This window comes from Prevotella sp. P4-98 (assembly GCF_002251405.1).
Lineage (GTDB): Bacteria > Bacteroidota > Bacteroidia > Bacteroidales > Bacteroidaceae > Prevotella.
Map to the genome: position 1 here is coordinate 19,187 of NZ_NPJC01000020.1, position 16,825 is coordinate 36,011.

A 16,825-nucleotide genomic window follows, 5' to 3' on the forward strand; every position below is an offset into this window, starting at 1 on the left:
GTCAATCAATATCTACGGCGCACACAGACGATATGGTAAGATTTCTTGTATCCTCCAAGTGCATACTGGTCGAAGATCATACTTTAATATTTTTTAATATAAAAAAGTTGTTAAAAACGTGCAGCGTATTGATTTTTTTAGTAAATTTGCAGAGATTTTTGAGTACATTTTATGTACTTTATTGATTTTCAAGAGGTTAAGTTAAAAAGAAGAAGATTTAAAAAGGATGAGACAGCTTAAAATTCAGAAAAGTATCACGAATCGTTCGAGTGAAGCACTTGATAAGTATCTTGTAGAAATCGGACGTGCCCCGCTGATTAGTGTTGACGAAGAAATCGAACTTGCACAAAAGATCCGCAAAGGTGGTCCTGAGGGTGAGCGTGCAAAAGACAAACTTGTCACAGCCAATCTGCGTTTCGTGGTTTCCGTGGCCAAACAATACCAGCACCAGGGTCTGACCTTGACTGATTTGATTGACGAAGGAAACATTGGATTGATTAAGGCTGCTCAGAAATTTGATGAGACACGCGGCTTTAAATTCATTTCCTATGCAGTATGGTGGATTCGCCAGTCTATTCTTCAGGCTATTGCAGAGCAAAGCCGTATCGTGCGTTTGCCTCTGAACCAGGTTGGAAGTCTGAACAAGATTACCCACGAGATCAACAAATTCGAACAGGAACATCAGCGCCATCCTTCTGTTGCTGAGTTGAGCGACGCTACCAATCTCGACGAAGAGAAGATTGGTCAGAGTTTGATGGCTGATGGTCACCATGTTAGTATCGACGCCCCATTCCAAGAGGGTGAAGACAACTGTATGCTTGACGTTATGGCAGGTGGTGATGATTCACGTACCGACCGTCATGTAGATCACGAGTCAATGGCTCAGGAGCTCAATGCCGTATTGAAGAAAGTGCTGAAAGATCGTGAGATTACCATTATCAGCCAATGCTTCGGAATTGGTTGCCACGAAAAGGGTCTTGAGGAAATCGGCGACCAGTTGGGACTCACTCGCGAGCGTGTCCGTCAGATTCGCGAAAAGAGCATCACCAAGTTGCGCGAATCGGGCAACGCTAAGATATTGATGAAATATTTGGGATAAAGTTTGGATGCCTTGGAATTTTTCCGTAATTTTGAGGCATGAAACACCCATCCGCCAGAATAATGATGCTGGGCATGATGATTTTCATGTCCAGCATCTTTGTTTATGCGAGTCAGCCAACAGACTCGTTATTAATTCAGCGTGTATGGGAGTATGGGCGAAAATTACCCGTGTTTTATTCCGATTCCACTTCAAACTCATATATGCGGTATGTGATAGATGCCAGACGCCGCAACCCTATTCTGTTTCTTGTGCCAAGCATGTATGTTGTAGCGAAGGGAGAACGGAGGTACATCGGAGAAGTGTATGGCAAACTGAATATTGACAAGGACGGCCATTTCAAGATGAAGCGACAGGTGGTGAGTGGTACTATCCCTCGCAATCGGAGCGTGATGCCCACCACCTTGGAATATCTCACCCCCGACCTTTATGGCAAGACCATCTACGACCAGCGTCTTTTGTCGCCATTTCATCGCAGCAACAGACATTTCTACCGCTTTACAACACATCATGTTTCTAATAACATGTTTCGTATCGACTTCCGCCCCCGTCTGAACAATACACAATTGGTTACAGGTAATGCCATTGTAGATCAACGAACAGGACGAATCCATCTAGCCTCTTTCAAAGGCGAATACGATATGATTGCTTTCCGCGTGCAGGTGATTCCCAACACCGACGAACGGGAATTACGCTTACCTCAATGGTGCTCTACCGAGGCACATCTGGGATTTATTGGCAATAGTATTGATGCTCGCTTCATAGCAACCTACAATGCTCCAAAGGAGGTAGCTGACACCATCCACATTCAGGCTGACAGAAAGATGATGGACACCTTGCGCACCACACCGCTTGGTAAACTGGAGAATGAGATCTACGCCCATTACCATTCGATGAGGTCGAAAACAGACAGTATAGGTCAAGATACTATCAAGCGCAGCAAATGGAAGGAATGGGCTGTTGATGTGATTGGCGATCAACTCATCAGCAGCATGAGCCTGAATGCTGGAGGTGCAAGTATCAAGGCGTCGCCTCTCTTCAACCCGTTGTATTTGAGCTATAGTCAGAGTCGGGGTTTGGCGTATAAAATGAAAATCAGCATGCAATACGCTTGGAATGCTCATCGATACCTCACTTTCACACCACGCCTGGGTTATAATTTCAAAATCAAGCAGTTCTACTTTACTGCCCCACTCCGCATGACGTACAATCCGAAAAGAGATGGATATGCAGAGGTGATATGGGCTAACGGTAATAGAATTATCAACTCCAGCGTTATTGATAAGATCAACAACAGATTGCAGGCGGCTACTGACGAACAGCTGGGCGAGCTGCAATATTTCAACGACAACAACCTCAAGATGGTCAATAATATAGGTATAACAGACTGGTTTGAGGTGACGGCCGGTTTGATTTACCACCAACGTACTGCGGTCAACAAGAAAATGATGCAAGAGGCTGGACATCCTGTGACGTATCGAAGTTTCTCTCCTTTGCTGACGTTACAGTTCACGCCCTGGAAGAAAGGTCCCATCCTCACAGCCAATTACGAGCGCAGCATCCGTAATGTACTACGGTCTAACCTGGAATACGAACGGTGGGAGTTTGATGCGACCTACCAGAAGCGAATGGACTGCATGCGCCTTCTTAATGTAAGATTTGGAGGAGGCTTCTATACCAACCAGAAGACAAGTTATTTCGTGGATTATGCCAATTTCAGAGATGAGAACTTGCCCAACGGTTGGGATGACGATTGGACTGGACAGTTTCAGTTGTTGTCACGTAACTGGTATAATGCCTCGGATTATTATCTTCGTGGTCATGTGTCCTATGAATCGCCGTTACTGATGCTGTCTTGGATGCCATGGATAGGCCGTTACATAGAAACCGAGCGTATCTACCTCAGCACCTTGTCGATAGAACACACACGGCCCTATACCGAGATCGGCTACGGCTTCACCACGCGTTTCGTGTCCATCGGACTCTTTGCCAGTTTCCTCAAGACGCAATATCAGGAAATTGGTTGTAAATTCACCTTTGAACTTTTCAGAAAATGGTAACAAATCCAACATCCCCTATTCGTCCGCTGACCGTCTATAAGGCGAGTGCCGGAAGTGGTAAGACCTTTACACTTGCCACCGAATACATCAAACTGCTGGTGGCTAATCCGCAGAACTATCATCAGATTCTTGCCGTGACCTTTACCAATAAGGCTACGGAAGAGATGAAACAACGTATTCTCAGCCAACTCTATGGCATTTGGAATGAACTGCCCGACTCGCAAAGCTATGCTGCAAAGGTGGAGGCAGAAACAGGTCTTGATGCTGCTGTCGTCAGACAACGTGCTGGCATTGCCTTGCATCTGCTCATCCATAACTATCATCAGTTTCGCGTACAGACCATTGATGCCTTTTTCCAAAGTGTATTGCGCAACCTTGCACGCGAACTGAACCTTACTGCCAATCTGCAGGTGGGAATCAATGGTGTTCAGGTGGAATCGCTCGCGGTAGATATGATGTTGGAAAACCTCAAGAGCAGCGACCCTATGCTGCAATGGCTCTTGGGCTATATCATGGAAAATATCAAAGACGACAAAGGATGGACCAATAGCGACACGCGCAACAATACACTACTCCATGATATCAAGTATTTCGGATGTACCATCTTCCACGATGACTACAAGAAGCACCGTGAAATCCTTGAAGAAGTGATGCAGCGCGATGGGTTTATAGAATCATACGTCAAACAGTTGCGCGACGTTGCGCAAGATGCTGAAAAATGTTTCAGGCAAACCAGTGAATCGTTTTTCGAAACCCTTGAAGACAACAATCTCACCATGGCTGATCTCCCCTATGGAAAATCGGGCGTAGCTGGTTTGTTTGTCAGCATCGGTAATGGTAAATACGAGGAGGACATCATCGGCAAACGTGCCTTGGCATGCTTGGAGAGTGCCGACAACTGGGCTTCTAAGAAACACCCGCGACGCCAAGAGATTATCGCCCTTGCCGAGTCCAAGCTGATTCCTCTTCTCCGTTTCGTCATAGAGAACCGTGAGAGTAAATGGAAAATCATCAACTCATCACGACTGACGTTGAGCCACCTCAACAACCTGCGCCTGTTGCATAGTATTGAGCAGACCGTCAAACAGATCAACGAAGAGTCTAACACCTTTCTCCTGAGCGATACGCAACATCTGCTCCATGAACTGATCGGCGAGTCCGATACGCCGTTCGTCTTTGAGAAGATTGGTGCACAACTGCGACATGTCATGATCGACGAATTTCAAGACACCTCGACGATACAATGGGAGAATTTCAAAATTCTCCTACAGGAATGTATGAGCCATGGGGAGTCGCGCGACCTGATTGTGGGCGATGTGAAACAGAGCATCTATCGTTGGCGGTCTGGCGACTGGCGACTGCTCAACGATATCGAACGGCAGTTTCCTAGCAACATGATGCAGGTGGAATCGCTGCAAACCAATTATCGGTCGCAGCGCAATATCATCGATTTCAACAATACTTTCTTTACCACCTTGGCAAAGCAGGAATACGCCGACTTGACGGAGGAGGATATCAATGGTGCGGCATCTCTCGAACATGCTTACCATGATGTTTGCCAACAAGTACCCGACGCCAAGCCGGATCAAGGGTATGTGGAAATACAGCTCCTGCCTACCGAGGACTATAGCCAGCATACGCTGGAACTCCTGACGTCCCGTATCAGTCAACTGCTTGATGAGGGGGTACGGCAGTCGGACATCGCCATCCTCACGCGCACCAATACGGTGATTGGTGGTATTGCCAATTATATCACGGGTGAGTTGCCTGATGTCAACGTGGTGAGCGATGAGGCATTCAGACTGGACTATGCTGCACCTGTCAATCTGATTGTTGATGCCTTGTGGCTGTTGGCCCACCCCAACGACAAACTCGTCAAAGCACAACTGGTGAAGAATTACCATCAACTCATTCTCGACGATGTGAGCTGGACGCAAAGAGACTGCCTCCTTGCCACCAAAGACCTCGATGAGATGTTGCCCGAACCCTTTGTCAACGGGATGGAGGATCTGGTTCAGTTGCCATTGTTAGAACTGGCAGAACGAATCTACGATGTCTTCTCGTTACATCGTGTAACAAGCCAAAGTGCATACGTCTGTAAGTTTTTCGACATCCTTAGCGATTTCGCCATGGACAACAGTACGGGTATTGAAGCCTTCATAGACTATTGGAATCAGGACGCACATAAAAAGACCATCCAGAGCGACCAGGTGGAGGGAATACGCATTCTCACCATCCATAAGAGTAAAGGACTGGAGTACGACCATGTCATCATCCCCTACTGCAGTTGGAAAATGGAAATGGACGATACGCTGTGGTGTCACCCTCAGGTGGAACCCTTCAACCAACTTCCAGTTGCCTTGATTGACTACAGCAAGAGAATGCGTGAAAGCATCTATGCTTCCGATTATGAAGAGGAACACCTTCAGCTGACAGTCGATAACCTCAATATCCTCTATGTCGCTTTTACCAGAGCTTCCAAGAGTCTTTTCGTCATTGGAAAGCGCCAATCGGCCAAGACGCGTTCTTCCCAAATCATGAAGGTGTTGCCGCAGATTGCCGATCATCTTGCCGGAAGTACCATCGAGGGCATAGAAGATGAGGAGACGAACGTTGTCTTTACCTACGGCACGCCTGCAACACACACGCAGAAGACGCAGAAGCGTAGCAACAACGTGTTCCTGCAGATTCCAACACCTCTTGAGGTTTCTATGAAGACGTTCCGGCAGAACACTCAGTTCCGCCAGAGCAACAAAAGCATGGAGTTTGTGGCTGATGAAAACGATGAAGAGACGCTTACTGCCCAATCATACATCAAGATGGGTAATGTGCTCCACCATGTGTTCTCTACCATTCGTACCGTTGACGATATAGAGAGTGCCCTGTTGGAACTGGAACAGGAAGGTATCATCTACGACCAGGAGATTACTACGGCACGCCTCAAAGACATGCTGCGCAAGCGTTTACAGGACAGTCGCGTCAAGGCATGGTTCTCGCCATCTTGGACGCTTTATAATGAATGTACCATTCTTTCTACCGATGACAACGGCCATGTCGTGGAACGGCGGCCTGATCGCGTGATGAGCGACGGCGAACGTTTTGTCGTGGTCGATTTCAAGTTTGGACGCCCCAAACCTGAACACCAAACCCAGGTAAAGGAATACATGGAACTGATCCGGCAGATGGGACATTCACAGGTAGAGGGTTTCCTCTGGTATGTTTATACTAATAAAATTGAAACGGTATGAAGACATTTCTTGAATTTGTAGCAGAAGATATTATCAGCAAACAAGGTACAGACCTCTCACGGACGGCTATTGTTTTCCCCAACAAGCGTGCCTCGTTGTTCATCAACGAGCACCTCGCCCGATTGGCTGACCGCCCCATCTGGAGTCCGGCCTACCTCACCATTAGCGAACTCTTCCGGTCGCAATCGGAATGGAGCGTTGCCGATCCCATCAAACTGGTGAGCGATATCCATAAGACGTTTGTTGAGGTGACGGGAATTGATGAAACCTTAGACCACTTCTACGGCTGGGGACAGCTCCTCCTTGCCGATTTCGATGATATCGACAAAAACAGGGCTGATGCCGATCATGTCTTTGCCAATATCCGTGACCTTCACGAACTCGACGACATCAGTTATCTGACCGACGAACAACGTGCGGTCATTAAGCGCTTTTTCAGCAATTTCAACGATGACGATCATTCAGAACTCAAACAGCGGTTCCTGAAACTCTGGCAACACTTTGCCGATATCTATCATCGCTTCCGGCAGAAACTCGCTGACCAACAACTGGCATACGAGGGTATGTTGTATCGGGATGTGGTGGAGAAGAGATCCATCACCCTGAACTACGATACCTATATTTTCGTGGGCTTCAATCTCCTCAACAAGGTGGAGCAGGCGCTCTTCCGACATCTGCAACAGCAAGGTAAGGCTAAATTCTATTGGGATTTCGATGACTATTATATGAAAGGACATGAGGCTGGATTCTTTATCTCTCAATACCTCTCTTCCTTTCCCAACGAACTCGATCACTCACGGGAAGAGATCTATCGACAGTTTGCAAACGACAAACAGATCCGGTTTGTTGCTGCGCCAACAGAAAATATTCAAGCACATTATATTGCCGATTGGCTCGCTGATGAACAGCGGAAAAATGGTGGGAAACGCACGGCGATCCTCCTCTGCAACGAGAACCTCCTGCCCATGGTGATCCATTCCATTCCCGACAATATCGGAAAGGTCAATATCACCACGGGCTACCCCTTGGCGCAAACGCCCATCGCTTCACTCCTCACTCTATTGGTGGCATGGCAAACCTCAAACAAGCCAAAGTTTTACTATAAGACAATCCGTCAACATCCTTACAACAAATGGATTACCGACGAACTGCTCGATAGTTGCCAACAGCAGAGCGACTCCCATATCCATGCCATCCTCGATTGGCTATGCACCATCATCCGCACCATTGCCACCGACATGAGTCAGACCACTGATGCCGACCCTAATGCCATGGCATTACGATCGGAATCCATATTCCGCGCCTATACGTTAGTAAACCGTATGAAGGGATTGGCTGCTGATGGTGACCTGAATATTGATAGCGTCACCCTGCAACGCTTGCTCCGACAGTTGATACAGTCCACATCCATTCCATTTCATGGAGAACCGGCAGAAGGCATACAGGTCATGGGAATACTCGAATCGCGCAACCTCGATTTCGACCACATCATACTCCTGTCGTGCAACGAAGGCAATATGCCTAAAGGCGTCAACGACAGCTCATTCATTCCCCACAGCCTCAGAAAGGTGTACGGACTGACCACCGTCGAACACAAGACGGCTATCTATGCTTACTACTTCCACAGACTTCTGCAGCGTGCCACCGATATCACCTTGGTGTATAACAACGGTACTGACGATGGCAATGCCCATGAGATGAGTCGTTTCATGCTCCAACTCATGGTTGAAGCTCCACAGACCATTCAGCATCACTATCTCAAAGCGCAACAGGAACCGACCATTATGCAACCGCAGGCGATTAGCAAGACACCGGAAATCATGCAGATCCTCTACCGTAGATTTGTCAAACGCCCGAATACCAACAGGCCGCTGCTCACTCCGAAAGCCATCAACAGCTACCGTTCCTGCCCGTTGCAGTTCTTCTATCAGTATGTGTCCAACCTCTACGAACTCGATGATGATGAACTGCAGATTGACGACCGCCTTTTCGGTATTATCTTCCATGATGCTGCCCAACACCTTTATGAACAGATGACGCAACATGGGTGCCGGATTGAAAAGGCGCAGATTGGGCAGCTGCTGAAGTCAAAGACGGCCGTCGCCCAGGCTGTTGACACGGCTTTTCGCAAACAATTACCTGCCGGTGCTGCGCTCAACGGACTGCAACTCATCAATCGGGAGGTGATTATCCATTACTTGCGCCAACTGCTGAAGTTAGACTACCGACAGGCTCCTTTTGAGGTCTATAAACTCGAAGGACAGGTGATGTGCGACTGGCAAGTGAAGATGGGCGACCGACAGTTTACGACTACGATTGGCGGTACGATAGACCGCCTCGATGCTGTTGATTGCGATACTGCCAAAGAGCGCATCCGTGTGGTGGACTACAAGACGGGAGGAAGCCAGATGAAGATGGCAAAAGACGTGGATGATATCTTTGCCGACAACGACTCGCATCGTGGCTATTATCTCCAGACGCTGCTCTATGGCAATATCGTGGCGACCGACAGATCCGTCAATCCCCACCAGTTGCCGGTAAGTCCTGCCCTACTCTTCATCCAGCATGCCGCTTCCGACGATTACGACCCGACCCTCTGTTTTGGTAAGGAACCCATCAGCGACATACTTCCCTATCTGGAAGATTTCAATAGTCACCTAAAGACTGTGATCGACGAGATCTTCAATCCTGAGGTTGACTTCACGCCATCTCCCGATGGGAAAAGCTGTTCCAATTGCCCCTATACCAAACTCTGTGGTAAGATATCATAGGATGAGGCGAATGTCCAACAAGATAATCCATGTCATGTGGGAGAAAATCCAGTTTTGTTTTGGTTTTTCGCCCACATCATCGTAACTTTGCACCAATGATTAGCAAAAACCAAATAAAATGGGTTCACAGTCTCGAACTCAAGAAGAACCGCCGTCGTGAAGGACTTTTCGTTGCAGAAGGTCCGAAAGTGGTAGGCGATCTCCTGCGTGCCGGTTTCAAGGCACGTCAGATTTTCGCCACTACGATGATGACCGCCGACACACAACTCGTTACCAACGAAGAACTCCAGCGCATCAGTTTCTTGCAACATCCGCAAGAGGTGTTGGCCGTACTTGAAATCCCCGCAAACACCGCCCCCATAGCCCCAGAAGGTCATCTCTCGCTGGCACTTGATGGTGTCCAGGACCCAGGCAACGTAGGAACCATCATCCGTATAGCCGATTGGTTTGGCATCGACTGCATCTATTGTTCCCCCGACACCGCAGACATTTACAATCCCAAGGTAGTACAAGCCACCATGGGAAGCATCGCCCATTTACCCATCGTCTATACTGACCTCCCACAATTTCTCGACAGCCTTCCTGAAACATTCCCAGTCTATGGCACATTGCTCGATGGCAACAACATCTATGACCAATCCCTTACAAGTGAAGGCATTATCGTGATGGGAAATGAAGGAAACGGAATCTCCGAAGCGATACGCCAACGCATCACCCGTCGCATCCTCATCCCCAATTTCCATCAGGGTAGCGAGCGCGCAGAGAGTCTGAATGTCGCCATTGCCACAGCCATCACTTGCTCCGAATTCCGCCGCAGACAGTAGTGTATTCTTTTATTATCCACGGACCACACGGAGTGTTATAAAGTCCTTCCCAAAAGCGAGGAACTCGAGCGCATTTCAGTCGAGATTTTTATTTAAAGATTTTATTTCCGTCTAATATCCGTTTAAATTGGCATACGCCTTTGTTTTCTCGCCATGGCATAATTAAAGCGAGCTTTATTCTGCTCATGGCTTAACGAAAACAATCCGATGATTGATTTCTGTGTGACCTTTTCCGGAGCACCAACGCAAGAAAGATCCGTGTCGTCAGTGTGATCCGTGGATTTTCGTTGCTTCGCAAAAAAAGAACATGGGGACAGGAATCTGCCCCCATGTTTCATCATTTTGCTTTTTGATAGGTTCTTTGTATATTATCATATTCTATTTCCTGCGACTCTTGAAAAATGCTTCAAAGAAATCCATCTGGCGCTGGTTGGGCAGGCGGTCGAGGTGGAATCCCTCATGGATGATCATCACCGTGGGTTTGTCCTGTTTGTAGGTAGTCCAATAGGGCAGCGAGTCACCGTTGGGATTGCCTGTCTTAGTGAAGTTAATCCAATAGCGCGACATGATTTGCTGCATGTGACGCTCGGTATCGGTCATGCGACCGCCCTTAAAGCTGAATCCGTAGATGAAAGGCATCTCAGCAACATGGCTGGCACCGCCTCTTTTGCTGCGGAGAATGGTGTTTTCGGAGTCTTGGTCGAAGTAGTACATATATACACGTCCCTTGCCGGTCTTGGTCTGGAGGTTGGCCCAGGCGTAGGTGCCCCAGGCAAAGCTACCGTCGCGGAAGATGTCTGACAGCGCGAAACAGGCCTCCTGTTCGTTGGTGGCGGGGTATATCTCCAGCAGACGGTCGGCCCAGTCGCCATAGATGTCCTTGACCCGTTTCTGATAGGCTTCGACGGGCATGGGGAACGCGAACAAGGAGCCTTCGTCGGAGTTGGTGCCGATGAGGATGTCAACGTCGTTGTATTGTCCGGCCTCGTAGAGCTTGTACTGGTCGTCTATGATGGCATGGCCGTCAACCACAGGCCAGAATGTATCCGGCTGGGACTTGTCAACGAGCTGCTGGAACGGCACCTTGCGCATTTGCTTGAGGTTCTTCTTGCCGAGGCGCTTTTGGAAACCGATACCGGCCTGCTCGGCACTACGCACCGTACACACGGCGACATTTCCGTCGCGCTTCTCACCGACGGGCCAGAACGAACTTCCGCTCTCGCAGATGGCGGCGCGGAACAGTCCCTTGGTTAACGGCGAAGCACAGAGGATGCTCACGGAGATAGCTCCTGCAGACTCGCCGGCAATGGTCACCTTCTCAGGGTCGCCGCCAAAGGCCGCAATGTTGTTGTGCACCCATCGCAGGGCTTCTATCTGGTCGAGTATTCCGTAGTTACCGGAGAGGCCACCAGCCTCCTTGCTGAGTTCCGGATGACTCATGAAGCCGAGTGCTCCAAGGCGGTACTCAATGCTGACATAAACGATGCCCTCACGGACAAAGCTCTCCTGCGTGCCGCTGTACGATCCGGTGAGGAAACCACCGCCGTGAATCATCACAAACACGGGCAGGCGCTCATCAGATGACTTTGCGGGTGTCTCAACGCTCAGGTACAGGCAGTCCTCACTCATTGGAATCTCGTTGCCGTTCTGGTTGGGGTCGGTTGGTTGTGGGGGACGGTTGCCCCACTTGTCGGCCTTGTACACTCCTGTCCACGGTTTTTTCGGCACGGGAGCCTTCCAGCGCAGGTTGCCTATAGGTGCCTCTGCGTATGGAATGTTCATATACAGGGCGTGGCCGTTGCGGCTGACACCCTCAATCTCTCCCTGCGCAACATTGGTGCGCAGCAGTTGTGCTGTGGCGCTGGTTTCTATCGCCAACAGTGCACAAACTAAAATAAACCATTTGTTTTTCATATTCTGCTCGTGTTAATGAATAGATGTTGCAAAATTAATAAATAATTTTGATATGGTGCAAATGTGTGTGATAAAATTCGGGTGGAATGCGACATTAATGGCGTTGGAGTTGGAAACGGACGACAAGGGGGAGGTGGTCGCTGAAACCATTTTGGAAACGGTATCCGTTGTAGGTGCGAAACGGTTTGTGACCGCCATACTTCTTGTCTGGTTCAAGAAGGAAGGGGGCGTCATTGATATGACAGTATTCCAGATGGGGCAATAACGAGGGGCTGACGAAGATGTGGTCGATGCCTTGCCAATGGCCAAGATAACGGTAGGAGGCTTTCGCTACGCCATGTCTGCCCTTAACTCCCTTGCTGATATTATGGTAGCCGTGTGCTTCTAATGCTGTGAGCACAGGACTGTCTGCAACATCGTTGAAGTCGCCTGTGATGATGATTTTGGCTGTTGGCGACTGCACTTGGATGCGGGTTGCCTCGGTAGTGATGCGTTGCAATACGCTTTGTCGCCATAACTGTGACGAGCGAGCGCCACTCAGCTTGCTGGGGGCATGGACAACAAAGATATGGAGGGTGTCGCCAGAGATGTATTTCCCCTTGACGTAGAGGATGTCGCGCGTGGGACGCATGCCTTCCATGGGTTCTACTGTCAGACAATCGTAACAGAGGGGACGGAAGACTAATGGCTGGTATAAGAGTGCCACGTCAATTCCACGACTGTCGGCGGACTCTGTCATGAGGTAATGATATCCTGCATTGCGAAGTAATGACCGACGGGTGAGGTCATGGAGCACGCGGTCGTTTTCCACTTCTGTCAACGCGATGAGATTAGGGAGTCCCCATGATGCGGTATCGTTACTGCACGACATGATCTCCTGGGCAATATGGCGCTGTTTCAGCCAATAGCGCTGAGGCGACCAACGGCGTACGCCACCTTCTACCCACTCGGTATCGTTTTTCCCTGGGTCGTGTTCGTAATCGAAGAGATTTTCGCAATTGAGTTCTACCAGTGTGAGCCACACGGTAACGACAAGGACTCCTATAGACATAGGCGTGAAAAGGAAAAAAGGCGCACCCCTGATGAGGATGCGCCGTGATGATAAAATGTTTATTTTGTAACGCGTTCAAGCCATTTGACCATGCCGAACATGACACCCATGGAAATGAGGCAGACCACGAGGAATACGGACCAGCACATCCATATGGGCCACTTATTGTACATCAACGGGCCAATCCACAAGAGGAGGTTGCCTACGGCTGTGGCACCGAGCCACAAGCCCTGACAGAGACCCTGCAGGTGTTTGGGAGCTACCTTTGAAACAAACGAGAGTCCCAATGGTGAGATGAACAGTTCTGCTACGGTGAGGAAGAAATATACGACGATGAGAACCCAAGGTCCTGCCTTCATGGTAGCCTTAGCGGTATCGCCCATCATCTTGAATTCCTCGGCTGAGGGATAACCCTGCATCATAGAATAGATGGCAAGGAAGAGATAAGCCAATCCGGCAATACCCATACCGTAGGCTATCTTACGTGGGGTAGAGATGGCGCGTCCGGCACGTGTCAGACTTCCGAAAATCCACATGATGGCCGGTGTGAGGGCAATAACGAAGAATGGGTTTACTGCCTGCCAAATCTCAGGAGCTATGGTGTCGGTAACCACAAAGTCGCGTGCGAAGAGACTGAGTGACATACCATTCTGGTGGAATGAGAACCAGAAGAATACGGCGATACCCAACACAGCAAAGAGGGCGAACATGCGCTGCTTGATTTCTGTTGCCATTTCACGCTTTTCCTCTTCGGTATATTCCTCTGCCTTAACAGCTTCTTTCTTACCTGGTGTGGGGAAGATGTTACGAGAAGAGATGAAGATGACCAGCGAAATCAGCATGGCCACTACCGATGCAATGAAGGAATAGTGGATACCGGTGTTGAAGATATTCAGATAGTGAGAGCAGAACGCTGTCAGGTCTCCGCCTGTCTGTCCTCCCACCTTGGTCACCAACTCACCCAGATTGTTGAGGGCATCTGCCGAAAGCGCTGCACCATTGTTGATATACTGGTGGCAGAGGGCTGGCAGCGAAGCATCATAACTGAGGTTGTTGACCTGCAACCACCATGAGCGAAGCATGGGAGCTACGAAAGGTGCAACGAGTCCTCCAATGTTGATGAACACATAGAAGATCTGGAAACCAGAGTCACGCTGACCTTTGGCGATGCGGAGTGCTTCTTCGCCTTTTTTGGCAGCTTCCGCTTCAAAATTATCGTACATCTGACCGACGATCGCCTGAAGGTTGCCTTTAAACAGACCGTTACCGAAGGCAATGAAGAACAGTGCCAAACAGGTCAGGGGCAGCAGCCACGACACATTATTGCTGGTTGCCATAACAGGCACAGACAGGATGACGTAGCCCAGAGCCATCACCACAAGACCAGTCATGATGGTGCCTTTGTAGTTTTGTGTACGGTCAGCAATGATACCGCCCACTAGGCTTAGCACATAGATGCCGGCATAGAAGAAAGAGTAAATCACACCGCTTGTTTCGTCAGACAAGCCGAATTTAGAGCAGAGGAAGAGCACGAGCACGGCATTCATAATGTAATAGCCGAAGCGCTCACCCATGTTGCTGAGTGCTGCAAGTAGCAGACCTTTTGGATGGTTTTTAAACATAGAAATATTTATTTGATTTTAGAGTTGTTGGTTTTAAACACGTCGAAAAGATAGGTTAACTTGACGACGATCTGTCCGAAATTGGATTTACCGAAATAATCACTCTTGGTATTCCCAAAGATATTGCCGAGTCCATAGTAATAGCGGCCTTCGAGCAGGAAGTGTCCCAGTTTGGGGTGTGAATATTCCATTCCGGCTCCTACGGCGATACCGTAGTCGAACTTATTCTCCACCGCCATCGTGTCTTGTGCTGTGATGTAGGAAGCACGCTGTTCTGTCGGTTCGTATCCTTTCACAAGATTGGTATTGGTCTTCTCGTTGAGGAAGAAACCCACCTGCGGACCTAACTGGAAAAAGCCTTGCAGTCCATTGCGCTCACGTCCCCACCCCAGTCGTGCCATGACAGGAATCTGCACATAGTTCATCTTGCGCTCATAGTAGAGCGGATGGTCGGGATCGTCAGCATAGAAGCAGGGGTTGTCGTTGACATCGAGGATATCTTCTTTCCATCCTGTTTGTACGTAGTTGACTTCTGCTACAACGGCACAGATGCTTTTGAAATATTTCTCGCACGTGTAACGCAGGGTGATACCGCCGCTTAAACCAGCGAGCTGTTTCTGCGGAACGCGAGGTGAGAAGCCTACGCTACTCATCATCATGCCACCGTTTACACCGATGGCAAACTCGTTACGATAGTCGCCTACCTGTGCTGACAGTCTTGTGGCGATGACCAGTCCTGTGAGTATGAGTATGTATCGGCACTTCTGCGTGGCGCTTATTGTCAGTTTCTGTTTTTTCATGTCCTTCCTATGGTGTTAGAACTTGATGATTTCAGTTTTACGTCCTGTGGTGAAGTGTACAAAGAGTGTACTCTTGTTTTGCAGTCCGCCGTTTCCAAGACGCTCGAAATGAAGTGGTGTCTGAATAGGCGTGTAGCCTACCATGCCCGATGCTCCGGTAAACTTCTTACCGTAGAGGTGGAGTCCCTTGATGAAGAAATAGGCGTGGTCGAAACCCGTAATGGCAAACCGAGGAAGGGCGTTCATCATATCGGCATGGAAATTCCACCGGTATTTGAGATTGATTCTATCGGTCTTCGACGACAGGGGATTCATATAGAACGTTGCCGGGATATAGGTGTCGAAACGGTAGAAATTATCGAGTTGATGACGGGTGTAGAGCATCCATTCGGTATAGCCAAAGAGCGTGATCTGCATTTCCGGGTATATGGTCTTGAGTCCGCTGAGGCGTGCCAGAGCCACACCGAGCTGTGGAGAACGCCCCGTGTTCAGAACAACAACATTACGCTTGGTCATACTGAACGATTTACGAAACATTTCTTCGCCCGATTTCAGATTGGTCACATTATAGGTCATGTGCTTGGCTTCGAGGCGACGACGAAGAGGGAAGGTGAAATTACCTTTCTTACTGGTGGTATCGTTGCAATCAATGATGACGGTATGGCAGTCGGAGAAGCGTTGCAGGAAATGAGTGATATAGGAATCATTCTGCAAATCCTGCGACTGAAACACCTGATAGATATTTCTGTTGGTAGTGAGTTCCGGCGCATTGATAGAGAACGGTATCAACAGGCGGATATCATTCTTCTTCACGAAATCACTCATGGGCTTCACCATTTTAGAATAGAGCGGACCGATAATCAAATCGCGGTCGGCAGCATGGGGATCCTGCAAGAACTTGTTGATGTCTGAATCTTCAGCCACATTCCATGCTCTCACATCGGTAGAGATACCGTTGGCTCTCAAACTATCGCAAGCCATGAGTACACCTCTATAATATTCTGTCATGCGCTTGCCGTCACCGTTAATATCGTGCAAGGGTAACATGATGCCGATGCGTATTTCACGCTGCGTCATGTCACAGTCTTGTACTTGCGGCTTAGCGGGCATCTTGATTTCTGATGTTGCCCCTGCTGAATTTCCTGCCGAGGGATGATTAGACGGCCAGGGGATTTTGATATATTCGCCTTTCTTCAATTCATAGCCTGGCGTATTCATCTCCGGGTTTGCCTTGATGAGTTCCTCAATGGTGAGCCCATTGTCTTTGGCAATACCAAAAATGGTTTCCTTACGCTTCACTTTATGGAGCTCGCGGTAAGAATTAAGCTGCGCACAGGCTGTCTCTGCCATGAAGGCAAAGAGGCCAAGAAAGAGGAGTTGACGTAATATTCCGTTCTTCATTTCCATCATATTTTAGTCTTTCGCCTACAAAATTA

Annotated in this window: 10 protein-coding genes; 5 read left to right on the forward strand and 5 right to left on the reverse strand. The window is 48.8% G+C overall.

From position 1 onward, the window contains the following. Nucleotides 1–226: 226 nt before the first annotated feature. The 5 genes from CIK96_RS03320 (at nt 227) to CIK96_RS03340 (ending at nt 10,002) form a co-directional block, all read left to right on the forward strand. Nucleotides 227–1,099 carry an RNA polymerase sigma factor RpoD/SigA gene (locus CIK96_RS03320; protein WP_094390217.1) on the forward strand — a complete coding sequence of 291 codons (873 nt, stop codon included), beginning with the start codon at nt 227–229 and terminating at the stop codon, nt 1,097–1,099. A gap of 38 nt (nt 1,100–1,137) precedes the next feature. Continuing rightward, nucleotides 1,138–3,159: a DUF5686 family protein gene (locus CIK96_RS03325; RefSeq protein ID WP_144007474.1), complete on the forward strand. Its 2,022-nt coding sequence runs from the start codon at nt 1,138–1,140 to the stop codon at nt 3,157–3,159. Beyond that, entirely contained in the window at nt 3,153–6,407 is a 3,255-nt protein-coding gene (locus tag CIK96_RS03330) for an exodeoxyribonuclease V subunit beta (RefSeq protein ID WP_094439625.1), read from the forward strand. Before CIK96_RS03325 ends, CIK96_RS03330 begins: the two co-directional genes overlap by 7 nt. Next, a complete protein-coding gene (locus CIK96_RS03335; protein ID WP_094439627.1) occupies nt 6,404–9,178 on the forward strand; it encodes a PD-(D/E)XK nuclease family protein in 2,775 nt (924 codons plus the stop codon). The genes CIK96_RS03330 and CIK96_RS03335 overlap by 4 nt, the downstream gene beginning before the upstream one ends. Nucleotides 9,179–9,273: 95 nt before the next feature. Beyond that, nucleotides 9,274–10,002, forward strand: coding sequence for an RNA methyltransferase (locus CIK96_RS03340; protein ID WP_094436227.1), 729 nt, complete (start codon nt 9,274–9,276; stop codon nt 10,000–10,002). Nucleotides 10,003–10,380: 378 nt separating this feature from the next. On the opposite strand, the gene CIK96_RS03345 is transcribed toward CIK96_RS03340, so the two are convergent. The 5 genes from CIK96_RS03345 to CIK96_RS03365 form a co-directional block, all read right to left on the reverse strand. Continuing rightward, nucleotides 10,381–11,916, reverse strand: a complete 1,536-nt coding sequence (locus CIK96_RS03345; protein WP_094439629.1) for a carboxylesterase/lipase family protein — start codon at nt 11,914–11,916, stop codon at nt 10,381–10,383. Nucleotides 11,917–12,010: 94 nt separating this feature from the next. After that, nucleotides 12,011–12,967 (reverse strand): endonuclease/exonuclease/phosphatase family protein, encoded by a 957-nt coding sequence (locus CIK96_RS03350; protein ID WP_094439631.1) that lies wholly within the window; start codon nt 12,965–12,967, stop codon nt 12,011–12,013. 59 nt (nt 12,968–13,026) lie between these two features. Next, complete coding sequence (locus CIK96_RS03355) at nt 13,027–14,589, reverse strand: peptide MFS transporter (RefSeq protein ID WP_094433990.1); 1,563 nt, start codon at nt 14,587–14,589, stop codon at nt 13,027–13,029. Between the two features lie 8 nt (nt 14,590–14,597). Continuing rightward, complete coding sequence (locus tag CIK96_RS03360) at nt 14,598–15,389, reverse strand: porin family protein (protein WP_094390421.1); 792 nt, start codon at nt 15,387–15,389, stop codon at nt 14,598–14,600. Nucleotides 15,390–15,404: 15 nt separating this feature from the next. Next, the gene (locus CIK96_RS03365) at nt 15,405–16,790 is read right to left on the reverse strand and encodes a LysM domain-containing protein (RefSeq protein WP_094390433.1); all 1,386 of its coding nucleotides are present in this window, start codon (nt 16,788–16,790) and stop codon (nt 15,405–15,407) included. Between the last annotated feature and the right edge of the window lie 35 nt (nt 16,791–16,825).